Raw genomic sequence first — 25,964 nt, 5'->3', positions numbered from 1 at the left:
TTATCCTTTACTATGTTATCATAATTTATCCAAATTATCAACTTAAATATCCTTTTTCCCTTAATACTTCCAAAAATTTTTCAAATAATTTTTCAGAAAATTTTATACCAACCATTTCCTTCATAATACTCAATGTTTTTTCAATTGTTAATCCTTTTCTATACGGCCTATCCTCTGTTAGCGCAACAAAAACATCAACGATCGAAACAATTTGAGCTCTCAAACTAATTTCGCCATCTTTCAATCCATCTGGATAACCACTACCATCCCAATTTTCATGGTGATGCCTGATTATATCCGCAACAAGCGACCACCCTGGAATTGCTTTAATAATCTTTTCTCCATAGATTGTGTGTTTTTTCATTATTTCAAATTCTTCATCGTTTAGTTTTCCAGGCTTATTCAAAATATGTTCAGGTATACCTATTTTACCAATATCATGCAATATCGCACCATACTTGATTGCTTCAATCTCAGCAGGTTCCTTTATATTAAACTTTTTTGCCAAATATAATGACAATTCCATAACATTTCTTGAATGATTACCCGTCACAGAATCTTTTAACTCAACTGCTTCTGCAAGTGCAGATATTATTTGTAAATTCTTCTCTACCAATTCCGCATTAGTTTCTTCCAATTCTGCCATCGTCGATTCCAACATTTGTGCAGTTCTTTCATATTCACCAAAGATTCTTTTAAATTCCACAAAAAGTTTATTTATATTCTCCTGCAAAACATTTACACTTTCAATATGTGTTTTGGATATATTAAATTCCTTTAATTCTTTATTTTTTTCAAAATCTTCATAGACCTTTATCAATTCCTTATTAAGATTTTTCAGCACATTATCCATTCTTTTAATTTTTTTCTCCTCGTTATAAAAAAGAAAATAAGATAGAAAATAAGCAATTGTAAATATCAAAACAATATACAAATTAAACATTAGCACGAACTTGGTTTTATACCCTACAACAAACGTAAATCCAAATTCTGAAATAGTACTTTCCTCAAAAAAACCTTTTTCATAATTACTTCCTATCTTTAAATTTTCACTTGAAAAAACCACTTTATCACTAACAATCACATCGTAATATTTAATAGAATCTATATTTAAATTAAAAAGATATATGGGAATTTCATACAAGCAATACCCATTTTCGCACCTTTCTACGTATTTTAAAGTATCAAAAGCATAATAAATTCCCTTAATATATTTATTTGGTCCCTCATTTAAAATGCCTTTGAAACTACGATTGAGAACAGGATCAAAAAAATCACTATCAAGTTTTGCCACTAAAAATTGCTTATTTAAAATTAAATTATCAAAATATTTTGTAAAAACAATCGAAGAATCTTCTAATGTTGTTTTCACAAAATAATTAAATATAACCACAATAAAAACTATTAATATCAAATAAGCAAAAGTTAGAAAGCTTTTTGCTGCCTTCAACTTATCTATTCTCCTTTCTAAACTCTTCAAAATTAACTATCTTTATACCTTTATTTATAACACCATCTTTTGTAAGACTAATTCCATCGTAAATATCATGCCCTAAAAGAAAATTAATAAACTGATTTGTTGAAATAAATTTGTGTTTAGAAAGTATATCAAATATTTTCAAAATAGCTTCATTTGACCAATCATAACTCTTAAAACCAAAGTTTACAATATAAAAATTTGATAACGTTGGAAGAGTGTTTAATATTTCATCAAATACAGAATCAGTTCCCAAAATAATACCTTTATAATATTTTGCAAAATACCATAAAAAGTCTGAAGCATATTTTGGCGCAAGGGTCAAAACAATTGCATCATAATCATCCAAATTTTCTGAAAAATTGGTTACTGTATAAAAATATTTGTATTTTCCTTCAAAAACATCCAAAATCATTAAAAATTCATTTGCATACTCTTTATTAAATGGATCCAAAACCAACAAAACTTTTTGCACATTTTTCTCCTTTAAAAATTCCATAATGCTTTTTATTTGATATTCATTTGTTGGAACCATTGAAATAATTCTATTTGTTTGTTTCAACAACTTTGTAGAAGTAATACTTGGTGAAAATGAAACAAGGTCGTACTTTTCAAGAAATTGGAATATCTTTGCACCAGTACTACTAAAATTAGGCCCAACAATTATATTTATTCCTCTTGCCTTTACATTCTTAATTGTTTCAACCCTTATCGCATCCTCATTTAAGGAATACAACTTTAAATTTCCGTTATATTCATTAACCACATTATGCGATGAATTTTTTAATGAATAGAAAAATGCATATACATTAGATCTATATACATACCAGTATAAAAATTGTATAACTAGTAATACACTTAAAATCGAAAACCAACCCCAAAAATTTATCTTTTTCAACATAACGACTCCTTACTAAAATGATATTTTTATTCTCATAGCATTCAACTCTTCCTCTGTAGATGGTATAATTAATTTTCCATCTTTCACCAAACCTGTCAAATATTCTATTTCGTAAATTAAACTATCTGGGACTAATCCTTTCGTGTATCTCATTCTACTAATACCTTCTCCTTCTTCTTTTAAACCTAACTCGATATTTCCTGGTTGCCACTCGCCATTATACGCTTTCTTTACTCCCAAATAACTTGCAACATCTACTCTCTTTATTGCACTTGCTAGTATATGCCCTGGTGCCTGGGGCTCTTGTTCAATATCCCCTCCAAGCATAAAATAGCCAATATTATCATACATATAATCTAATAAACCTTTCAAATCTCCATTTGGAACATTTTTGTAATTTTCCTCCTTTATCGCTTCAATTATCCCAAGAGCGGTACCTCCACAAGCCTGCTGGATGATGTCCACTCCCTCTCCAATAAGCGACTGGGCAAGTTCTTTTCCTTTCTTTGGATCTGTAAATGAATTTGAATAAACCACCTTTACTTCGATATTTGCATTATGAATTTGATTATAAGCCCTAACCCCTGCCCTAAAACCAATCTCATATCTTTTTACAGGTGGTATGGGGATACCACCAATTATAGCAACTTTTCCAGTTTTTGTCATCCCTGCTGCTAAATATCCTGTTAAAAAACTTCCTTCTTGCTCTTTGAATGTAAAAGTCATAACATTGGCCAATATAGTCCCGCTATCAAAATCAATACCAACAAAATATGTTTCAGGATATTGTTGTGCAACCTTATAAAATGCATCGGACATCAAAAATCCCACTGCAAAAACAACATCTGCTTGTTCTGCTGCTTTACTTAAGTTACTTACATAATCTCCTTGCTCTTTCGATTGGATCACACCATATTCTACTCCAAGTTCCTCACACGCTTTAACAATTCCAGACCATGTACCATCCATAAATGACCCGTCTCCTAACCCCCCTACATCCGTCACCATAATGACCTTAAAAGCAAACATATCAACAACAATCAAGGTTAAAAAAAGCAAAAAAAATTTTTTCATAACCTCTTCCCCCTTTAATGTCTATTTTTAAATTTCAAAAATATTGGCGCCCCGGTAAAATGATAAATATTTTCTCTTATAATTTTCCTTATGTTATTTTGATAAAATTCCGGTACCTTTTTTCCATTGGTAAAAAATAAAAATGTTGGTGGCTTAACATCAACCTGTGCTCCGTAATAAATCTTTAACCCCCTTGGTGGAGGACTAAACATTATCATTCTTTGAATAACAGCGTTTACAGCACTTGTTTGAACTCTATAAAACAAAGAATTATATGCCTCCTTTATAGCCTTAATCAATTTTCCTATTCCATACCTTTCTTGTGCACTTACAAAAACCACTGGACTATAACTTACAAAGTACAACCTCTCCATAAAGTGTTCAATAAACTCTTGTTTTCTATATTTAAAATTTTTTACTAAATCAATCTTATTAAAGACTACAACAGTAGCCTTCCCTCTATTTTCTGCAATTCCTGCAATTTTCTGATCTTGGTGGGTAATTCCTTCTAGAGAATCTATAACAAACACTACAACATCAGACAACTCTATACTCTTTATTGATCTAACATTACTATACATATCTATACTCTTATATTCCACCTTACTTTTCCTTCTCAATCCAGCAGTATCAATAAATAGATATTTTTTTCCATTAATTTCAACTAACTCATCAATAGCATCTCTTGTTGTACCTGGAATAGGTGTAACCAAAGCCCTTTCTCGCTCCAAAATACCATTAAACAATGTGGATTTTCCCGCGTTAGGTCTTCCAATTAACGCTACCCTAATTATAGAATCCTTTTCTTCCTCTTCTTCAAGCTTTAATCCTTTTTTCTCAAGTCTTTTTATAACCTCTTCAATTAACCTATCAATATTTTTTCCCTGTTCAGCTGATATAAACAAAGGTTCTCCAAAACCTAAACTATAAAAATCATCAAAATTTACAAAAACTTTTTTTTCATTCTCAGATTTATTTACTACCAAAATTACATCTGAATTTGATTTTCTCAATAAATCCGCCAGATGATAATCTTCTGATGTTAGACCATATTTTCCATCAACAACAAATATTATTATATCACCTTCACTCAACATATTTAAAGTTAAATTTTTCAACCTTTCAGAAATTATATCCTCAGGTCTTTCAAAAATTCCACAGGTATCTATTAATTTAAACGATTTTCCAAAATAGGAGACGCGGTCACTAACCGCATCCCTTGTAACCCCTTCTTTATTATCTACAATTGACTTTTTCTTTCCAATAAGTTTATTGAAAAGTGTGGATTTTCCAACATTACTCTTCCCCACTATCAGAACTGTCGCCATTTTTTACCTTCCTTTCAATGGAGGTATATCTTTCCTTTTCAGCTTCATTTTTTATCTCGTCAAGAACTTTTTCATTTTCTTTTTCTTTTTCACTTACAACTACTCGTAAAATCTCTCCATCTGTTTTTATATTAATAATCTTCACTTCTAAATCATCACTCACATTAATATCAGAAACAATGTGTGATTTTGGCACATAAACCTCAATACCTTCTACATTTGCACTATAACCATTTTTTAATTCCTTTACCAATTTAACTTTTATTATATCCCCTACTTTGTGCTGTTGTTTAAATTTCTCCCATGGATTTTCAACTGTTCTTTTTATACTCAACCTTATCTTTCTATTTTCCTTATCTAAATCTAAAACGACAGCTTTAACTTTATTTCCCTCCCCAATCACATCAGTGGGATGAGAAATATAATTCCATGAAATTTCCGAAATAGGACAATACCCACTTATTCCTTCTTCAATGTCAATAATAACCCCTTTATCAAATACTACTCTTACAATTCCAGTAACTACATTTCCTAATGGATATTTTTCCTCAATATTTTCCCATGGATCACCTTTTACTTCTTTATAACTTAATCTTATCTTTTTATTTTCTTTATCTATTTCTTTTACAACTAACTTAACAAAATCACCTTCACTAATTATATCTTTTATATTCCCTCTTTTTCCCCAAAATACATCATCGATATGCACAAAACCATCAATACCAGGTTCAAGATTAACAAAAAAACCATAAGGCATTATCTTTTTCACCTTTCCACTAACAACTTCACCAATTTTATATTTCTTTTCAACGTTATTCCACGGATTTGGCATTAACTCTTTTAAACTGAAAATTAACTTCTTGTTTGTTGGATCGATTTCCTTTAAATATAACTTTACACTTTGTCCTTCACCTAATACATCCATTGCGCTAATTTCATAATCATAAGATACTTCTGAATTTGGTAATAAACCTTCAATACCTTCTGCTACCCTGACAAATGCACCAAAATCCTCTATTCTTTTTACAATACCTTCCACTATATCTCCCTTTTTTCTCTCTTTGAAAAATCTCTCAACTTGTTCTTTAACTAATGCTTTTCGCGATACAACTACATTTAATTTTCTTTTATCTTCAAACTTTATTATTTTAAATTCCATAGTATAATCTGGGATATTATCTCCATAAATCATTGATTCACTCTTGGGTAAAAATGCCTTGAATACATTATCTATTAATACATCATAGCCACCCTTATTTCTTGATATTATTTTCCCAATAACTTTTTCGCCTTTCTCAAATTTCTCTCTCAATATATTTCTTATATTTTTAAGATAAACCCTTTTTTCCGAAAGAAATGCCATACCGTCTTCTTCATCAATCTTTATTACTAACAATTTTAATTTATCACCGATATTATATTCACTTAAATCTTTTACCAATTCATCACTTGAAACTATCCCCTCCGCTCTCCAACCAAAATTAACAAATAGCTCTGTTTCTCCCTTTCTTAAAACTGTTCCCATAACTTCTGTTCCTCTTCTTACGTCGTCATACAAATAGCTTTCTAAAAGTTTTTCAAAGTTACCATCCATTTGCAGCATCCCTCCTAATTCTTTTAATCTTAATATTACTTTTTCAACTATATTTTTCGGTGTAGAAGTCCCACTTATTACACCTATTTTCTTTACCCCCTTGGGTAATTCAATTAATTCTTCTGGTAATTCAATATGCATACTCTTAGTATATTTCGAAGAGATTTTATACAACTTTGTTGTATTTGAACTATGTTTACCACCAACTACGACCATTAAATCAACTATTTTCGAAATCTTTTCCGCTTCCTTTTCTCGGTTATACGTTATATTGCAAATACTGTTAATTATTTTAATATCATCAAATTTAGACATCTCAGTAATCTTATTTACAAAAAATTCAAAATCTGTATATGACATAGTTGTTTGACTAGCAATTGCTATCCTTTTTGCATTTATCGGAAGTGGAATATCCGTTATAGTCGCATTTTCACAATAACTTTTTAATGCTTTCATTTCTGGATGTTCTTTTTTTCCAAAGACAACAATTTTGTATCCTTTTTTTTCAATCTCAGCAACAGTTTTAAATAAATTCTTAACAATACTACAAGTTAAATCCTCTACCTTATACCTTTTTTTCAAATCATCCAAAACATCTTTCGGCAGTCCATGAGCTCTAACCAGAAACACATCACCTTTTTCCTTAGATAAACCCATATCGTAAAGTTCTTTCATCACTGATTTGTTATGTACTATATCATCATCAGTCCAAACACTTAATCCCTTCTTCAAAAGTTCTTTTGCTTTTGAAACGGCGTTTTCAACACCAAAACAAAACCCTATACCTTCAGCAACTACAATTTGCATTTTTCTTTTACCACCTTTAAAATCCTTTCAATAACTTCTTCTATTGACAAATTGGTAGTATCTATTAAAATAGCATCTTTTGCCTTTTTTAAAGGTGCTACATCTCTTTCAGAATCTTGTTTATCTCTTAAAACAATCTCAGATAATACTTCTTCAAATGTAACTTCTACCCCTTTTTCCATTAACTCTTTATATCGCCTTTTAGCCCTTGCTTCTTGGGAAGCTACAAGAAATATTTTTACCTCTGCATCAGGCAATACAACAGTACCTATATCTCTTCCTTCAACTACTATACTTTGATTCTTGGCAATTTCTCTTTGGATTTTTGTAAGATAATTTCTCACAGGTAACCTTTTCGCATATTTTGATGCATAAATCCCAATTTCTGGTGTTCTAATTTCATTACCGATTTTTCTCCCATTAAGAAAAAAGTTACCATTTGAAAATGTAATTTTTAATTCTTTTAACTTTCTTTCTATTTCTTCATCGCTTTCAACATTATTTTCAGATAAGTACAACCCCACTATTCTGTACATTGCTCCCGTATCTAAATAAAATATACCTAAAGCATCAGCAAGTAATTTTGCAACAGTAGTTTTTCCTGAACCAGCTGGTCCATCTATTGCTATTCTACAAGGCATTTTATCACCTAAATTTCTTCAACACTGGATATAATATTGAAAACCTTATCTAATCTCGTCATTTCAAAAACCCTCATAACCGATTGTTTAGGAGACATTAAATATAATAATTTATTATTCATGCGCGCATCCTTTAATATAGCCACTAAACTTCCCAAACCTGCACTGTCTATGTAATTTACTTCCGAAAGATCAATTATAACCTTTTCCTTATCTGAAGAAATCATATTTTCACGTATTTCCTTCTTTATATCCGCTGAATGATAAGCATCGATATCTCCAGAAACTTTTGCAATTAAATATTTTTCATCATTAATAAATTCAACTTTCGTTCCTTTCATTTTCAATACCTCCCTTAAAAATTTGAATTGATAGTTCTTTTAACTGTTTTTCTTCAACGGTGGATGGTGCTCCAGTTAACTGACAGATTCCACTAGAGGTTTTTGGGAATGCAATTACATCTCTAATTGATGCAACATTTGCCGCAATTGAAACCATCCTATCAAAACCAAACGCTATACCCCCATGCGGCGGAACACCATACTTTAATGCACTAATAAAAAAGCCAAATTTTTCATTAGCCTCTTCTTCAGTTAGTCCAATAATTTCAAACACTCTTTTTTGAACTTCACTATCATGTATTCTTATACTACCTCCACCAATTTCCATTCCATTTAATATCATATCATATGCATACGCTTTTATATCTTCCAATTTTTGTTCCAAATTTTTTGGCATAGTAAAAGGATGATGCCTTGCTTCAAATCTACTTTCCTCCTCGTTCCACTCTAAAAATGGAAAATCAACTATCCAAAGAGCATCAAATACTTTTTCCAATTCATTAAAATACTCTTTTCCAACTTTTAAACGCAATGCTCCTAAGGCAGTATTCAAAATTTCCCTGTTTTCATGTGCAGCAAGTAAAACCACAGACCCTTTATCTAGATTATATTCTTTCACAATTTTTTTATAACTTTCCTTTAAGAATTTTGCTGTTGGTGAAACAATCTCATCATCCAACTTAAACCACAACAATCCACCCAAACCGTATTGCTTTACAAACTCTTCAAATTGAGATGCTATCTTTCTGCTGATAGGAATGGTTGTTATAAACCCCTTTACACTACCTGATCTCTCCAAAACATTTTTTATTACTTTAAACTCAGTATTTACAAAATAATTCGTAAAATCTTGCAATTGCATTCCATATCTTCTATCTGGCTTATCACTTCCATATAACTCCATTGCCTCTTCATAACTCAATCTATCAAACTTTTCAGGAAGCTTAATTCCTACTTTTCCAAAGACAAATCTTGCAAAACTTTCCATTAAGTCCAAAATTTCATCCATTTTCACAAAAGACATTTCAATGTCAATTTGCGTGAATTCAGGTTGTCTATCTGCCCTTAAATCTTCATCTCTAAAACATCTCGCAAACTGATAATATCTATCAAAACCTGATACCATTAAAATTTGCTTAAACAACTGTGGAGATTGTGGTAAAGCATAAAACTTTCCTTTCTGCAATCTAGATGGTACAAGAAAATCCCTTGCTCCTTCTGGTGTACTTTTGGTTAAATATGGAGTTTCAACTTCAAGAAAATCATGTTTGTTTAAAAATTCCCTTGCTGCCTGTGCCATCTTATGCCTAATAATCAAATTTTTTTGCATTCTCTCATCTCTTAAATCTATATACCTATACTTTAACCTCAAATCCTCAGAAACATTTTCTCCAGGATAAAATGGAGGCACATCTGATTTTGATAAAACTTTTATCTTATTTACTTCAACCTCAATTTCACCAGTTACCATTTCTGTTTTTGTTTCATCCGGCCTTTCTAAAACCTTCCCATAAACCTGGATCACCCATTCTCTTCCAAGTTCTTGAGAAATTTCATAAGCCGGAGAATTTGGGTTAACAACAAGTTGAGTTTTTCCATAACGATCCCTTAAAATTATAAACTTAATTCCTCCAAGATCTCTTATCCTGTCAACCCATCCTGAAAGTATTACTTCTTTTTCTACATCTTTTTTCCTTAATTCCCCACAATTATGCGTTCTGTACAAAACACTCACCTACCCGCTTTATATTTTTCCCAATCTCTAAGAAACCTTTCAATACCTAAATCAGTCATTGGATGATAAAACATTTTTTCAAGCACTGCAAAAGGAACTGTTGCAATATCTGCACCCATTAAAGCTGCTTCTAAAACATGCCTAGGATGTCTTATACTTGCAACAATAATTTCCGTTTCAAACCCGTAATTTGAATAAATGGTAATTATCTCCTCAACCATTCTCATACCATCGTTTGCTATATCATCCATTCTACCTACAAAAGGACTCACATATGATGCACCCGCTTTAGCTGCTAACAATGATTGATTTGCACTAAAAACAAGAGTAACATTAGTTTTTATACCCTCGGTAGATAAAATCTTCACTGCTTTCAAACCATCTGGTGTCATTGGGATCTTAATAACAACATGTTCATCTATTTTCGCTAAATTCCTCGCTTCCTCAACCATTCCTTGCCAATCCGATGAAACAACCTCAGCAGATACAGGACCTTGGACAATTTCACAAATTTGTTTTATCGTCTCCTTAAATGGTGTTCCCGCTTTAGAAACGAGGGTGGGATTTGTGGTAACTCCATCTACAATTCCCCATTCTACACCTTTTTTTATTTCATCTATCTTTGCAGTATCCAAAAATATCTTCATAGTATCCCCCCTTTACAATTATTTTAAACCTGTTCTAGCAATACCTCTAACAAAATATTGTTGTGTGAATAAAAATAGTAATATTACTGGAAGTATTGAAAAGGTAGCAGCAGCCATTAATTGGTTATACAAGGTTCCCACATCAGAACTGAAATTTTGCAATCCAACTGGCAAAGTTCTGTATTTATCTGAATTTGTAACAATCAACACCCATAAAAATCCATTCCAACTTCCCACAAACTTCAACAAAGCACCTGTAATAATCACCGGCTTACTTAATGGAACCACTATTCTCCACAAAAACTTCCAATGTGAGCAACCATCTATCTTTGATGCGTCAAACAATTCACGAGGAATAGCCAAAAAATGCTGTCTCATCAAAAATATAGCAAAAACACTTACAATCCATGGAATAATCAAAGCATAATAAGTATCAATCCATCCAAATTTGGAAACTGTTATAAAATTAGGAACAAGTAAAACTTCCCCAGGTACCATCATAGTAGCCAAGAATATACCGAAAATTAAATTTCTTCCAGGAAAATTCATCCAGGAAAAAGCATAAGCAGCCATTGAAGCAAGAATAACTTCAAGAATTGTTGTTGCAGTTGCCACAAAAACAGTATTTAAATAATACCTCCCAAATGGTGCAGCATGCTATGCATCAACATAATTTTGGAATATATTCTTAAACACTTCTATAAGTGAAAACTTTAAACTTGCAACACTTAAATTATTATCACTTAAATAAACAGGTGAAACACCAGAAAGTTCTATTTCTATAACCTCTCCATTTTTTACTCTAACACTTTTTACAAATTCTGGTGCTTCTATGATTTTCCATTCGTTCATTGAATTATTGTATATTCTTCTAACTTCATCTACATAATCTGTAAATAAAATAAACTCACTCAAGAAGTCATCTATACTTGAAATCTTGCTTGAAATACTCTCTACTTTAGCAAGAAAAATCCTATAAGTACTACTATTTCTTAATTTTTCATCTGAAATGAATTTTAGTTTTTCAAATCCATATTTTTTCAATATGTCTATATAACCTATACCCTTTTCAATTAACAAGTTTTTGTACCCCACAACCACACTTTTTAAACTATTTAGCTGCGCTGTATTAATATTATATTCATTAACAAAATAGCTATCAACCTCTTTTGAAAACTTCTCAGGTAAGTTTTCAATTTCATCATTCTCCAACAACTTCTCAAGTAATGGATTGTTAATTTTTTTTATATTTTCCTTTAAAAGTTTAATTTTTTCATCTTTGGACATTACTTTTGCAACTATAAAACTTTCAACTTTTTTATTCTGAATATTCTTGAAGTATTTATAAACTTTTAAATAAAAGTTTAACAGCTCTTTTTCATAATTAATTACATCTACTACTTTGCTTTCAAAGATTTTAATCAACGAATTTTCACGTGTATAATTCAAATTTAAACTTGATAATAAATTGTAAATTTCTTTTATTTCATTATCTTCTAGCACCAAATATTTTCCTGCTTTGTATATTTTTGCTTTTTCATTAATTAAAACAATATCTTCTTTCAATTTTGACAAAAAATTACTAAAAATTTCCCTTTCATTTTCATCTTTAATTCTTCTATCTACAAATCTAAGTATCAAATCAATTGCTGAAAGAACGGAATTAAATTTATTATCTAGCTCAGAAAAATAACTTAACCTATTAAAATAAGGTTTTGAACCACTTTTAAAGTACAAAAACACTTCTTCAAAGAATTCCTCAGGTGTGTCATAATCCAATTGAATTGGTATACTTACATTTTTTAACCACTTTTCAAACTCTTCTTTGGATAATCTATCCGTATAATCAAATCCTTTAATATTCAATGTCATAGTCCCTCTATAGAATGGGTCATCTTCTACAGAGATACTCAATATGTTATCCTCCATCTTTGAAGATGTAAAACTCAACGCCTCACTTAAACTAATCCCCTTTAAAGTTCTTACTGCACCAATCTTTGTTTTAACTTTAACTTGCCTACTACTAAAGAAGTTTTTAGTATACCACTTTGGAGGCCATTGCTGTATCTCACTTGGCATCTTAAATGACGTAATTAACATCCATGCAAAAGGCATAATCATTGTTACAAAGCCAATTGAAAGCAATAAATATATAATCAGCTTCTTCATTCCTTTTCACCTCACGACACGTATTCTACAACTTTATTACCAACTTTATATTGAATTGCAGTAAACACTAAAATTACCGCAAACAACAAATAAGCAGCTGCACTTGCTATACCCATCCTTTGCTGTCTGTAAAACAAATCGAACACATAATATACCATAGTCATTCCACTGTTATTATAAGGTCCTGGAAGTCCATCGTACAAAACATAAACCTGTGCAAATACCTTAAACGCACCTATCATTGATACTATTAATAAAAAGAAAGTTGTAGGAGATAAAAGGGGCCAGGTAATTTTAATAAATTTTTGCCAAGAATTTGCACCATCCACTTCAGCAGCTTCATAATAAAATTGATCAATATTTTGAAGACCAGCTAGAAATATAATTGCGTCATACCCAATTTGTTTCCAAATAGAAACAATCGCAATTGTAGGAATTGTCCATTTTTCATCTTTCAACCATCTTATTCCTTCTATGTTAAACCATGAAAGAAAATAATTTAACAGACCAAATTCATCGCTAAAAATCCACTTCCAAACCAAAGAAACAGCAACCACTGAAGTAACAAATGGGATAAAATAACTAGTTCTAAAAAACACCTTAAATCTAACATTCGAATTTAAAAGCACTGCGACAATTAATGATAACAAAAGGGTTATAGGAACTGTTAAAATAACATAATAAAAGGTATTGACAAGCGCCTTCATAAATAAATTTTTATCTTTTGCATCCATAAAAAACATAAATAATCCATTCTGACTAATTTTACTAGTTTCCAGTAAGACATAAACAAATATTATTGATGAAACATTTATCCAAACTAATTTTCTAAACATACTTTTTATTGAACTATCTCTAAAATCAAATAAAACAACTCCAAACAGAAAAATATCAAGTAACAACATTAAATATACATTAGCTTTACTTATAAAAAACAAAGATATAAAAATTACTCCGATATTAATTAAAAAGATGGAAAAATTCTTTCTTTTTAAAAGATTTAAAATAGAATAAAAAATTAAAACAATAACAATTGCCAAAAACACATAGGAAATTGAATATACCAATCCATTCCAAAACGAAAACTTTGGGGGATAATTAAACTCAAAAATCTTCAGGTAATTATCAATTCCATTAAAATAAGGAGATTTCATATTTCGAAAATCCCATTTAAAAAAACTTAATACAAATGAAAACCCAACCGGCCAGAACACAAAAATTCCCAAAACAATCAATGACGGCAATAAAAACAAATATGCCAAAATGGATTCTTTAACTTTTCTTTTTACAGATGCTTTCACAATCTCCCTCCTATAAAATATACGAAGTCAAATCCTCATCTTCTATTATATCCTTTAACCTTTCAGTAACAAACTTATCATCTATTATAACTTTTTCACTTATTTCAGGAGCTTCAAACAAAACGTCTTCAAGAATCTTCTCTATTACCGTATACAATCTTCTTGCACCAATATTTTCAAGCTTTTGATTCAACCTATACGAAACTTTTGCAATTTCATTAATTCCTTCCATAGAAAATTCAAGCTGTACACCTTCCGTATAAAGCAAAGCCTGATATTGTTTAGTTAGTGCATTTTCAGGCTCAACCAAAATTCTTACGAAATCTTCTTCAGTCAATGGCTCAAGCTCAACCCTAATTGGAAATCTCCCTTGAAGCTCCGGTATCAAATCTGAAGGTTTTGAAACATGGAATGCTCCTGCGGCAATAAACAAGATAAAATCGGTCCTTACGGGACCATATTTTGTGGTTATTGTGGTACCTTCAACAATAGGCAATAAATCTCTTTGAACACCTTGCCTTGAAACATCTTGTCCACTTCCAGAAGTTTTTGCGGCAATCTTATCCATTTCATCTATAAATATAATCCCACGATTTTGTGCAATTTCCAAAGCTTCCTGTATAGTTTCATCCATGTCAATTAATTTTTCTTCTTCAATTGGTAATAATATCTTTTTTGCATCAGATATCTTCATTTTTCTTTTTTTCCTTTGCTTTGGAAAAATATTTCCCAACACATTGGATAAATCCATTCCAATATCTTCCATCTCAGGAAGCCCAATAAAGCCTATGGGAGTATTTGAAGTTTCAATCTCTATTTCTATCTCGTCGTTATCCAATTCTCCTTTTCTTAACTTCTGCCTTAACTCTTCTCTTTTAGCAGATAGATTTTCACTTTCTTCAATAGATTGAACCTTTTCAGGCTGCATCCCAAAAATATTCGCAAATGGAATTTGTGTTTTCTTTCTACTTGGAAGTAATGCATCTAATATTCTCTCTTCCACATTCACTTTTGCCCGTTCTTCTACTTTCTTCATTTTTCTTTGTTTTACCATGTTTACAGAAATTTCAACTAACTCTCTTATCATTGAATCAACATTTTTACCTACATAACCAACTTCTGTAAATCTCGTTGCTTCAACTTTTAAAAAAGGCGAACCAGAAAGCTGAGCAAGCCTCCTTGCGATTTCTGTTTTACCAACTCCTGTAGGTCCTATCATTAAAATATTTTTAGGTGTAATTTCTTTTTTCCATTGCTCAGGCAATTTTTGCCTTCTAATCCTATTCCGAATCGCTATTGCAACAGCTTTCTTTGCTTCTCTCTGACCTACAATAAATTTATCAAGCTCATGTACAATTTCTTTAGGTGTCAATTTATCAAAATCTTTCATAGTTTCCCTCCTAATCATTAATTACCCTTTTTATATAAATCTTTCCTTTTTTCAAATCAACTATATTATCATCAACTTTTACCAATGGCAAAATACCCGATGATACCTTTATTACCACCCCTTTTTTACCATTGCTCAATTCAACTAACGTACCCGTTGGATAAATTCCCGTATAATGCACGAATTTCTCCACTATATTTGGATCAAACATCTTACCGGAATTTGAAACAATAAATCTTATTGCCTCATAAGGTGTACTGGGATTACCTTCAAAATCTTTACTTATTAACGTGTCAAAAACATCTGCAACAGCAATAATCCTTGAAAAAATTGGAATAGCTGAGCCCTTTAAATTTCTCGGATAACCCTTACCATCGAATCTTTCATGGTGATGCAAAACTCCAAGCAATATTTCATCATTTACACTGAAATATTTTCTCAAAAGTCCTGCTCCTCTAATGGGATGCGTATCATAATAGTCTAAAACATCTCGAACATTTTTGTCAAGTGAAATATCGTGTAATAACGCCGAAATTGCTAACTTATTTAACATTTCTTCATCAAATCCCAAACTAATTCCCAATATAGAGGAAATTATCGAAGTATTTATTACATGTCTTATTAATGGTTTTTGATCTCTTCTAACTAAATTTAAAACTTTCTCCTCGTATTTTTCCAAAACGTTCTTTATTATTTTTTCCGATTGTTCAACTACCTTTTTTATTTTAACCTCTCCTCTTTTAATTTCCTCAAAAGTATTATCTAAATTTTCAGATAATTCTCTGAATGTTTCATATTCAATAGTTGGCTCAATATCATCAGAAACCAAAACTTCTTCAACATATATGGGAAGCATGTGTACTCCCCTGTTTTTCAAAAGATATATATCTCCTTCCTTTAAAACCGTCCCTTTCTTTAATAAAACAATAAATCCTGAAGGATCATAAACATCTTCTCCAACAATTTCACCTTTTTCAACCAAGTCCAAATTTTTCCAAATAATCAAATAAATTCCCCCTTAAAGGTTATGTTTTTTATCTCTTCAGGAGACACATAAAACAGTGACCACTTACGTGAGAATAATTTTTTAAAAACTCTTTCTACGTCACTTCTTTCAACATTTTTTATTTTTTCAATTATTTCTTCAGGAAGTTCAGGTTTAATATCATTTGATAAATACTCGATTATTAAATTAGTTACTGTAGAAGTACTTTCTGTTGAAAGTTCCAATTTTCCAATTATTCTCCTTAAACCGTAATTAAAAAGTTCATCAGAAAGTTCGAACTTTCTTACTACGTTAATCATTTGATTTTGAAATCTTTCAACATTTTCAATTGATACTGCAGCATAAATATTAAAAATTCCCCAATCTTTCTGCGATAAATTTGTTGAAAAAATATCATACACAAGTCCCTCTTTTTCTCTGATCTCCTCAAAAAAATAAGAACTCATTCCACTGCTCAAAATCGTATTTAAAACAATTGCAGGGTATCTATCCTCTTGTTCCAGTGAAAACCCTTCTGTCACATAAAGAAAATGAACTTGTTTTGTATTTTCCATTACCTTACCTTCAATCAAACCAGTGTTTACAATACTTCTGTGTTTTAAAGTTTTCATTGAATTTCCATCTATTTTTTCTAACTCATCAACTACTTTTTCCAAAACTTCATCTTCTATATAACCTACTATAATCACCTTTACGTTATATGGAACGTAATATTCTTCATGAAATATTTTTATATCTTTCAAATTAATACTTTTTATAGTCTCTTCTCTTCCAATAACAGGTTTGGCATGTGGTCCGTTTAATCCTTTAGTGTACATTAACTCAAAAAGATTACTCATTGGATCTTCTTTATTTGATAAATATTCTTGAAAGATTATATTTCTTTCCAACTTTAAATCTTCTGTCTTAAAAATAGGATAAAACACTACTTCTTTCAACGCATTGAAAGCATCAAAAAGAGTAGATGAAGGGACCTTCGCATAATATACGGTATTTTCTTTATCAGTCCATGCATTCAAAAGTCCTCCAACTTCCTCAACAACACGCTTTAACTCTTTCATTGTATAATTTTTCGTACCTCTAAATGACAAATGTTCTATAAAATGAGAAATACCAGAAATTTCATCTGGTTCATAAACTGAACCTACACCAACATTAAATGCTATAGTTGCAGAGCGAATATTTTCAAGATGATGTATATAAAGTTCTATTCCATTAGATAAGCACTTTTTTTCCAATAAAATCACTCCTCTGCTTTTCCCAACTGAATTCTACCACTGTCATCTATATTTACCACCACAACTTTTATTACATCACCAACTTTGTACTTTTTTCTAAATTCCTTTGAATCATTTCCTAATTTACTTGAATGTGCAAGTCCAATTTTACCAGGCATTAATTCCACAAATAAACCATAAGGTTCTATCCTCGTAATTTTTCCTTCAAACATATCACCAACTTCTATTTCTCTCGTTAAGGTCTTAATATACTCAATTGCTTGATTCACCTTATTTTGGTCTTTGCCATACACTGAAACCTTACCTGTTACATCATCAATCGAAATTTCAACATCAAACTCCTTTACAATAGATTTTATTACCTTTCCACCAGGTCCAATAAGTTCTCCTACCTTCATTGGATCAATTTCAATATTTGCAATTAAAGGTGCATAAGGAGATAGTGATTTTCTTGGTTCTTTAATTGTTTCAAACATTATATCCAGTATTCTCATTCTTGCAACACGTGCTTGTTTTAACGCTTTCTTTAAAAGCTCTTCTCCAACACCTGCTATCTTACAATCCATCTGAAAAGCCGTTATACCATTTCTCGTACCTGCAACCTTAAAGTCCATATCTCCCCAATGGTCTTCCAAACCTTGGATATCTGTTAAAACTACTTCATTTTCCTCATCTACAATTAAACCCATCGCCACACCTGCAACATGCGTTTTTATAGGAACACCTGCATCCATTAATGCTAATGAACCGGAACAAACAGTTGCCATTGAAGATGAACCATTAGATTCCAAAATTTCAGATACCACACGAACAACATATGGAAAATCTTCTTCATCTGGTGCTACAGCTTTCAAAGCCCTTTCTGCCAAATGTCCATGTCCAATTTCACGTCGTCCAGGACCCCTTAGAGGTTTAACTTCACCAACTGAAAAAGGCGGAAAATTGTAATGGAGAATAAATCTTTTCGTTCCTTCCTCCATAATTGTATCAACTATTTGCTCTTCCATTGGAGCTCCCAAAGTAACTATACCAAGACTTTGAGTCTCTCCCCTAGTAAAAAGAGCTGAACCATGTGTTCTTGGTAAAACTCCAACTTCGCATGTTATAGGTCTTATCTCTTCAGGTGTTCTTCCATCCGCTCTAATTCCTTCATTAATAATTATTTTTCTCATCAGTTTTTTTGCTTTTTCATCAAAAAGTTCTTTCAAAAGCATTTCCTGAGTTAATTTTTCTTCATCATCTATCTCAAACTCTTCAAAAATCTTTGAAATCAATTCTTCTTTGTATTCTTTTAGCTTTAAAGATCTTTCTAATTTTTCCTTTATCAATAACCTTTTTCTAAGTTCGTTTTCAACTAACAATTCTTCAAAACGTCCAATTAACTCATCTTTTGGTTTAGGTTCTTCTATTTCCATCTTCTCAACATTAAACTCCCTCAAAATCTCTTCTTCAAACTCAATTAATTTTTTTATAGCTTCATGTGCAACCATTAAAGCCTGCACCATTTCCTCTTCAGTAACTTCTTTTGCTTCACCTTCTACCATAGTAATTGCATCTTTACTTCCTGCAACAACTATATCCAACTTGCTATTTTTCAACTGCTCCTCCGTTGGAAAAATTACAAATTCCCCATCAACATACCCTATCCTTACACCAGCAACTATACCTTGAAAAGGAATTTTTGAAAAATTCAACGCTAAAGAAGCGGCAAAAATTCCAGTAACATCTGGTGGTGTATCTCCATCTACAGACAAAACTGTTACAATAAGTTGTACATCATTTCTCAAGTATTTTGGAAATAATGGCCTTATTGGTCTATCTATTAATCTTGCAGACAAAATAGCAGATTCCGTGGGCTTTCCTTCTCTTTTAATAAATCCTCCTGGAATTTTTCCAGCCGCATAAAACTTTTCTTGGTATTCCACTGTTAAAGGTACAAAATCAACTCCTTCAATTACTCTATCTGAAATATTCGCTGTTGCCAAAACAACACTATCTCCAAATTGCACCCAAGCGGCTCCTGAAGATTGCTTAGCAACCTTTCCATATTGGATTGTTAATTTTCTTCCAAAAAATTCTTTGCTCCATTCCCTAAACTTCAGCATGACAACACCTCCTAAAATTCCATATCAAATTCTTTCAAACTGGTCTTAGTATAAACTTTAAATCTTATATTTCTCTTTTTATGCACATAACCATTTTTCCTGGGCAAAATATTAACCTTTCCTTTATCGTACACTATTTTGTATATATTATACATTCCTTTTTTGTAGTTATAACTTTCTCCATCATCTTCATAAAGATACCCAATTGCCCTATCGTTAAACGCAACTATATGTGCCGTCAATTCTTCATTATATGAATTCTTCAAATATTCCACCGGTTTCTGAGTAAAGATTATTGAACCATCAAGCACGAAATGCGGTACTTTGTCTAACGGTGCATCAACCAAGTGCCAACCTTTCTTTAAAAAGTTTTTTTCATTAAAATCAAGCGCCCTTTTCGGTAAATAAACCATCCTTTTATTAACCCCCGGGTTGTAAACAGGTGCTACTAATAAATCTCTTCCTACTAAAAACTCATCAAAAATCTGATATGATAGCTCATCTTTTTCAAAGTGATAGAACATAGGAACAACTAAAGGGGTGTCATTTAAAATTCCCATCATATATTTCGTATACAAATATGGTATTAATTCGTATCTATATTTAATTATTTTTTTCATTACATCTTCATATTCTTTGGCAAAGCTCCATGGTTCTTGCCGTCTTGTGCCAATAGCCGAATGGTTTCTAAACAACGGCATAAACAGACCAAGTTGCATGAATCTTATCATCAACTCTGGAGAAACATTTCCTCCAAAGCCGCCAACATCAAATCCCGTGTTAAATACCCCAACCAATGAGAGAGAATTTATTCTTTGCATTTCTAAAAGAATATGCTCCCACCAACTATGATTATCACCTGTCCAAACACCACCATATCTTTGTACACCAGAATAAGCAGATCTTGTAATTAATAACTTCCTTTTGTTTTTAGGAAAACCTCCAAAAGTTGCACGAATCATATTAAATCCATAAATATTTTTTAATTTATAATGTTCTTTTCCAGAAAGATGAATTATTTCATCGCCTCTACCCTTTTTCTTTATTTCACCAATCTCCCCAAGTGCACCAGCAACTTTAATCCCATCTTCTAACTTTAAACATTTCAACTTTTCGCTCACATTTTCCAAGTCCTTTTCACTTGCAAAAATAGCTATTTCATTCATATCATTCCAAAATCCATCTATTCCACCATCAAAAAGTTTTTTCACCTTTTTGCCCCACCAACTTCTTACTTTCCTCTCAGAAAAATCTGGAAACCTAACTCTTCCAGGCCATACGGCTCCTTCAAAATCCTTTCCAGTTTTATCCCTTAAAAAATATTTTTCTTTTGCTTCTTCAAAAACATCATATCCCTTTTCCACCTTTACACCCGGATCTAGTATGGCTGAAACCTTAAACCCCATATCATGTAGTTTTTTTAACATTTCTCTGTGATTTGGAAAGTTTTCTTGACTCCAAGTAAAAACTTTGTACTTATCCATATAGTCAATATCCAACCAAATTACATCACAAGGTATTCCCCTCTCTCTAAATTCCTCAGCAACTTTTAAAACCTCATCTTGTGTAAAATAGCTCCATCTACTTTGCTGATATCCAAAACTCCAAAAAGGAAACGCAACATTTTTTCCAGTTAAATAAAGATAATTCTTTAAGATCCTCTTTACATTATCTTCCAAAATTATATATTGATTAAAACCTTCTCCCTTTATCCTGAAAGAAATTTCGCCAATTCCCTCACTATCTAAATCAATTTCCATAAATCCAGGATAATCCGTAAAGACACCAAATTTAAAGTTTTTGGTTATATAAATAAAAAACGGAAAGCTCTTGTATAAAGGATCAGCACCTGGATGGTGCGTAAAATCGTCTGTATTCCAAAAAACATACTTTCTGCCTTTCCTGTTAAATGGTCCTACTTTATCTCCAAAACCAAAATAATATCCAGTCTTTTCTTTTAAACTTATTTTTAATTCTAAAAAACCTCCGTCTAACTTTTCAAACGAATATCCATCAAATATTTTGTTTAAAAATTCCAAAAAAACAACTTTTACTTTTTTTTCATTTACAATTGCTTCACTACTTACATCAGGAACACCGTAGGTTATTTTATAAATCATACTTCACTAACCTCCAACAATTATGTTATCAATTAATCTTGCCTTCCCCACAAATACTGCAATTGCAACTATAACTTTTCCTTCTATTTTTTCAACAGGACGGAGTGTTTCTTCATCTACAAATTCAATATAATCAATCTTTAACAAAGGATGGTCTAGTATTTTCTTCATTTCATCTTTTATTTTTAAAACATCTTTTTCGCCTTTCTCGATAAGCTCTTTAGCCTTTAAAAGTGACTTATAAAGTCTTGTGGCCTCATTTCTCTCAACATCGTTTAAATACGTGTTTCTAGACGACATAGCAAGCCCATCAAGTTCACGAACAATTGGCATTTCCCTTAACTCAACATCTAAATTTAAATCCCTTACCATTCTTCTCAATACTCTAAACTGTTGTGCATCTTTTTGTCCAAAATAAGCCCTTGTAGGTTTAACGATGTTAAAAAACTTAGTAACAACTGTACACACTCCTCTAAAATGCCCCGGTCGTGAAGCTCCACATAAAAATTTTGATAGAACTACTTCCTCAACAAAAGTTGAATAATCATTTGGATACATATCAGATACTTCGGGCACAAAAACATAATCAACGTTTTCCTTTTCCAAAAGACTTAAATCCCTTTTCAAATCTCTGGGATAACTTTCAAAATCTTCATTGGGGCCAAATTGTGTAGGATTAACAAAAATGCTAACAACTAATATATCGTTTTCCTCTCTTGCAGCCCTTACCAACGAAAGATGCCCTTCATGTAAATAACCCATTGTTGGAACAAAACCAATCTTTTTTCCTTTTAAAATATTTTCAAAAGATATCTGTTTCATTTTATCAATACTTTTTATTACTTCCATAAAGAACACCCCTCATAAAATAATACTCAACAATATCATCTGGATTAGTAACCAAAAATGCCCCGTTCTTTATCAAAAAATTCGGAGTCTGAGAATTTTCCGAATAAATATTTCCTGGCACACAAAAAACATCTTTTCCAAAATCAAGCGCATAATTTGCAGTAATCATCGTCCCACTCTTTAATTTTCCTTCAACGATCAAAACACCTTCAGATATCCCGGCAATAATTCTATTTCTTGCCCTAAAATTATCCCTTCTTGGTCTTTCCCAAGGTAAATACTCACTTACTACACAACCTTCTTTGATTATTTTCAAATAAAGTTCTCTATTCTCCTTAGGATAGCAATAATCCACTCCATTTCCCAAAACTGCTATAGTTTCTCTAGCATTTTTATGTGCAAAAGCATCAATACCTCTTGCCATCCCACTAACAATCACAAAATAGCTCGATAATCTTTTCGAAAAACTATATGCAACCTTTCTCCCATACTCAGTTGGCAATCTTGTTCCAACAATAGCAAACGACTTTTTGGATAAAAGCTCCTTATTTCCTTTACCAAATAAAACAACCGGTGGATTCCAGATATTTTTTAGACTTTCTGGATAATCTTCATCAAAATAAGTGACTAAAAAATTTCCTTCTTTTGAAAGCCAAGATTTTAGTTTAAAATATAATTCATCTTTTTCAACTTGTTTAACCAAAGCTAATTTTTTCCTTATTTCCTTTAAAGAATGCCCCAAATAGTGCCAAATAGCTATTCGAAGATCCATTGTCTTTAATTATTTTCAAGAATTTCTTTAATTTTTTCTTGAACACCGGATTTTTTTCCGGGCAAACATTTATCAATAGCATCACCTTTTTTTACGATAGCCGACGCATAGCCCTCACATCCGGGATATCCACATGCCCCACAATTTATTCCTGGCAAAACCTTCGTAATCATTTCTATTCTTGGATCAACTTCTACTTTGAATTTTTCATTACTGAAAGCCAAAAACAAACCGAATCCCAATCCCAATACACCCATAACAATTGCAGAATAAAGTACTACCAATTTTAACACCTCCAATTCAATTGTTAATCTAAAATTATTTTACCACAAATAGATAAAAATTGTCATTAATGCTATAATATCTTTGAAAAAATCAAAAGGAGGCTAAAAATGTCAATATTAATAAGTAGTCTTCTATTTTCTTTTGCAACATTTTTTTCAAGAATTTTGGGGCTTTTACGAGATGTTTTTTTTGCAAAATACTTCGGAGTATCTTATCTGCTAGATGCATACTTTATATCAATAATGTTTCCATTTTTTTTAAGAAAGGTATTTGGCGAAGGTGCTATGTCATCTGCTTTCGTACCACTTTATTCTGAAAAAAAGGAGAAAGATGAATTTCTTTCTTCTGTAATAAATGGATTTTCTCTAATAATATTTACATTACTTTCAATTACCTACATATTTCCGGAAATAATTGTCAATTTATTTGGCGCAGGTGCCACTCAACAAACGAAAGAAATCGCTGCAAATCTTATTTTTATTACCGCCCCAGCAACATACTTTATTTTTCTTTGGGCAATATCTTATTCCATCTATAACACAAAAGACAGTTTTTTTTGGCCTGCATTAACTCCCAGTATTTCAAATATATTTATAATAATCGGTATTTTATTTTCCAAAAAGTACGGGATATACGCACCAACAATTGGATTTTTAATAGGAAGTATAATAATGTTTTTTAGCCTTTCTAAATCCTTGTTTTCTCACAGATACTATTTTACGTTAAAATATTTCCCGGAATTTATCAGATACTTTATACCAACTTTTTTTACAATGACCATATCTCAAGTAAATACCATAGTTGACATGAATGTTTCTTCATTCTTTAGTGAGGGAAGCATTTCATATCTACAATATGCCTCAAGATTTTATTTATTACCCTATGGATTATTTGCAGTTTCCGTTTCAACTGTGGTACTTTCAAAAATTTCTTCAAATAGACATCTATTCAAAAACCATGTAAACAACGCATTAAAAACCACGCTTTTATTTACTATTCCATCTTCAGTTGGATTAATATATTTATCACAGGAAATTATAAAATTCTTCTACGAACACGGGCAATTTAGCCAAAATGATACGCTTATTACCTCAAAAATTCTAATAGCTTATTCTATAGGATTACCTTTCTACGGCATTTACTCAACAATTTCAAGGAGCTTCCATGCAATGAAAAATACAAAGATACCGTTTTATGCCACTTTATACGTTTCTATATCAAATATTGCATTAGACCTTATATTCGGAATTAAATGGGGCCCAACCGGTGTTGCATTTGCTACAAGCATTGCAGGAATGATTGGTTCAATCTATCTAATTTTTAAAATAAAAACTTTTCCAATACTCGATTTGTTCAAAATATTTTCAAGTAGCATTATAATGTTATTTGGAATAGTAGTATTGAAAAACGTTCACTTTTTAATTCAAATATTGCTCGCTATAATTATTTATTTTTTTGTTTCATATATATTTTATAGAAATTTGATTAAGGAGGCAATAAATGTTAAGAAAAAATAATATCTTAAGGTTTAAAACAATTGAAAGTACTAATAACTTTTTAAAGGAAAATTATGAAAAAGTGGAAAATGGTACAGTTGTAGTTGCCGATATTCAAACTAAAGGTAGGGGAAGGCTGGGGAGAACTTGGGTATCAAAAAAAGGAGGATTATGGTTTTCAATACTAATCAAAAAAGACATTAAAAAACCAAGTTTTTATACAAAATTGTCTTCAATATCAATTATATCAATACTTAAAAGGTTAAAAATAAACGCAAAAATAAAATGGCCAAATGATATATATGTAAATTCAAAAAAACTTTCTGGTATATTAACCGAAGCTGTTACAGTTAACAATAACATAAAATGTATTATAATAGGTATAGGTATAAATGTGAATAACGAAACACCTGAAAATGGGGTATCGCTTTCAAATCTTTTGAAAGAAAGGTTATCTTTGGATTTTCTCCTTGAACAATTTATAAAAGAATTCAATAAAAATTATTATCATTACAGAAACCTACCATTTTTATTGAATCTTAAGTGGAAAAAAAATTTAACATTTAGAAAAAGAAATTTTGTAAACGGATATAAAATTTTGAAAATTAAACCAGAATATCTTATCGTAAAAAAAGGCAAAATTACGTTAAAAATCAATAGTATTCATAAATTAGAAAAGGAGCGATAA

20 protein-coding genes and 1 pseudogene are annotated in these 25,964 nt (G+C 31.2%); 2 read left to right on the top strand and 19 right to left on the bottom strand.

Annotation, left to right across the window (positions count from 1 at the left end):
- Positions 1 to 37 precede the first annotated feature (37 nt).
- The 19 genes and pseudogenes from TMEL_RS10590 to TMEL_RS08275 form a co-directional block, all read right to left on the bottom strand.
- Entirely contained in the window at positions 38 to 1,480 is a 1,443-nt protein-coding gene (locus TMEL_RS10590) for an HD-GYP domain-containing protein (protein ID WP_231109737.1), read from the bottom strand.
- Positions 1,452 to 2,378 carry an ABC transporter substrate-binding protein gene (locus TMEL_RS08360; protein WP_012057829.1) on the bottom strand — a complete coding sequence of 309 codons (927 nt, stop codon included), beginning with the start codon at positions 2,376 to 2,378 and terminating at the stop codon, positions 1,452 to 1,454. The genes TMEL_RS10590 and TMEL_RS08360 overlap by 29 nt, the downstream gene beginning before the upstream one ends.
- A gap of 12 nt (positions 2,379 to 2,390) precedes the next feature.
- Complete coding sequence (locus TMEL_RS08355) at positions 2,391 to 3,452, bottom strand: BMP family lipoprotein (protein ID WP_012057828.1); 1,062 nt, start codon at positions 3,450 to 3,452, stop codon at positions 2,391 to 2,393.
- A 14-nt stretch (positions 3,453 to 3,466) separates the two neighbouring features.
- Complete coding sequence (gene der, locus TMEL_RS08350) at positions 3,467 to 4,780, bottom strand: ribosome biogenesis GTPase Der (protein WP_012057827.1); 1,314 nt, start codon at positions 4,778 to 4,780, stop codon at positions 3,467 to 3,469.
- Positions 4,749 to 7,181 (bottom strand): bifunctional 4-hydroxy-3-methylbut-2-enyl diphosphate reductase/30S ribosomal protein S1, encoded by a 2,433-nt coding sequence (locus TMEL_RS08345; protein ID WP_012057826.1) that lies wholly within the window; start codon positions 7,179 to 7,181, stop codon positions 4,749 to 4,751. Before TMEL_RS08345 ends, der begins: the two co-directional genes overlap by 32 nt.
- Entirely contained in the window at positions 7,169 to 7,822 is a 654-nt protein-coding gene (gene cmk / locus TMEL_RS08340; protein WP_012057825.1) for a (d)CMP kinase, read from the bottom strand. Before cmk ends, TMEL_RS08345 begins: the two co-directional genes overlap by 13 nt.
- An 8-nt stretch (positions 7,823 to 7,830) precedes the next feature.
- Entirely contained in the window at positions 7,831 to 8,163 is a 333-nt protein-coding gene (locus tag TMEL_RS08335; protein WP_012057824.1) for an STAS domain-containing protein, read from the bottom strand.
- Positions 8,144 to 9,889 carry an aspartate--tRNA ligase gene (gene aspS / locus TMEL_RS08330; protein WP_012057823.1) on the bottom strand — a complete coding sequence of 582 codons (1,746 nt, stop codon included), beginning with the start codon at positions 9,887 to 9,889 and terminating at the stop codon, positions 8,144 to 8,146. Before aspS ends, TMEL_RS08335 begins: the two co-directional genes overlap by 20 nt.
- A gap of 5 nt (positions 9,890 to 9,894) precedes the next feature.
- Entirely contained in the window at positions 9,895 to 10,545 is a 651-nt protein-coding gene (fsa, locus tag TMEL_RS08325; RefSeq protein ID WP_012057822.1) for a fructose-6-phosphate aldolase, read from the bottom strand.
- Positions 10,546 to 10,563: 18 nt separating this feature from the next.
- A pseudogene (locus tag TMEL_RS10335) lies at positions 10,564 to 12,714 on the bottom strand (carbohydrate ABC transporter permease).
- An 11-nt stretch (positions 12,715 to 12,725) separates the two neighbouring features.
- Positions 12,726 to 14,015: a carbohydrate ABC transporter permease gene (locus TMEL_RS08315; protein ID WP_012057819.1), complete on the bottom strand. Its 1,290-nt coding sequence runs from the start codon at positions 14,013 to 14,015 to the stop codon at positions 12,726 to 12,728.
- 10 nt (positions 14,016 to 14,025) lie between these two features.
- Positions 14,026 to 15,405: an ATP-dependent protease ATPase subunit HslU gene (hslU, locus tag TMEL_RS08310; protein WP_041426109.1), complete on the bottom strand. Its 1,380-nt coding sequence runs from the start codon at positions 15,403 to 15,405 to the stop codon at positions 14,026 to 14,028.
- Between the two features lie 10 nt (positions 15,406 to 15,415).
- Complete coding sequence (locus TMEL_RS08305; RefSeq protein ID WP_012057817.1) at positions 15,416 to 16,411, bottom strand: HD-GYP domain-containing protein; 996 nt, start codon at positions 16,409 to 16,411, stop codon at positions 15,416 to 15,418.
- Positions 16,408 to 17,658, bottom strand: a complete 1,251-nt coding sequence (locus tag TMEL_RS08300; protein ID WP_012057816.1) for a M16 family metallopeptidase — start codon at positions 17,656 to 17,658, stop codon at positions 16,408 to 16,410. The genes TMEL_RS08305 and TMEL_RS08300 overlap by 4 nt, the downstream gene beginning before the upstream one ends.
- On the bottom strand, positions 17,655 to 19,751 hold the full coding sequence (locus TMEL_RS08295; protein WP_049750463.1) for a polyribonucleotide nucleotidyltransferase: 2,097 nt from the start codon (positions 19,749 to 19,751) through the stop codon (positions 17,655 to 17,657). Before TMEL_RS08295 ends, TMEL_RS08300 begins: the two co-directional genes overlap by 4 nt.
- A gap of 14 nt (positions 19,752 to 19,765) precedes the next feature.
- Positions 19,766 to 21,874, bottom strand: a complete 2,109-nt coding sequence (locus TMEL_RS08290) for a TIM-barrel domain-containing protein (protein WP_012057814.1) — start codon at positions 21,872 to 21,874, stop codon at positions 19,766 to 19,768.
- A 6-nt stretch (positions 21,875 to 21,880) separates the two neighbouring features.
- Complete coding sequence (gene panC / locus TMEL_RS08285) at positions 21,881 to 22,723, bottom strand: pantoate--beta-alanine ligase (protein WP_012057813.1); 843 nt, start codon at positions 22,721 to 22,723, stop codon at positions 21,881 to 21,883.
- A complete protein-coding gene (gene dprA, locus TMEL_RS08280; RefSeq protein WP_012057812.1) occupies positions 22,701 to 23,495 on the bottom strand; it encodes a DNA-processing protein DprA in 795 nt (264 codons plus the stop codon). Before dprA ends, panC begins: the two co-directional genes overlap by 23 nt.
- Positions 23,496 to 23,500: 5 nt before the next feature.
- Positions 23,501 to 23,779, bottom strand: coding sequence for an RnfABCDGE type electron transport complex subunit B (locus TMEL_RS08275; protein ID WP_012057811.1), 279 nt, complete (start codon positions 23,777 to 23,779; stop codon positions 23,501 to 23,503).
- A 108-nt stretch (positions 23,780 to 23,887) separates the two neighbouring features.
- Here TMEL_RS08275 and murJ point away from each other — a divergent pair, with 108 nt between their 5' ends.
- The gene (gene murJ / locus TMEL_RS08270) at positions 23,888 to 25,297 is read left to right on the top strand and encodes a murein biosynthesis integral membrane protein MurJ (protein ID WP_012057810.1); all 1,410 of its coding nucleotides are present in this window, start codon (positions 23,888 to 23,890) and stop codon (positions 25,295 to 25,297) included.
- Positions 25,281 to 25,964 carry a biotin--[acetyl-CoA-carboxylase] ligase gene (locus tag TMEL_RS08265; protein WP_012057809.1) on the top strand — a complete coding sequence of 228 codons (684 nt, stop codon included), beginning with the start codon at positions 25,281 to 25,283 and terminating at the stop codon, positions 25,962 to 25,964. Before murJ ends, TMEL_RS08265 begins: the two co-directional genes overlap by 17 nt.

Source organism: Thermosipho melanesiensis BI429 (assembly GCF_000016905.1).
GTDB classification, from domain to species: Bacteria; Thermotogota; Thermotogae; order Thermotogales; family Fervidobacteriaceae; genus Thermosipho; species Thermosipho melanesiensis.
This window is presented reverse-complemented; position numbering and strand designations above follow the sequence as displayed.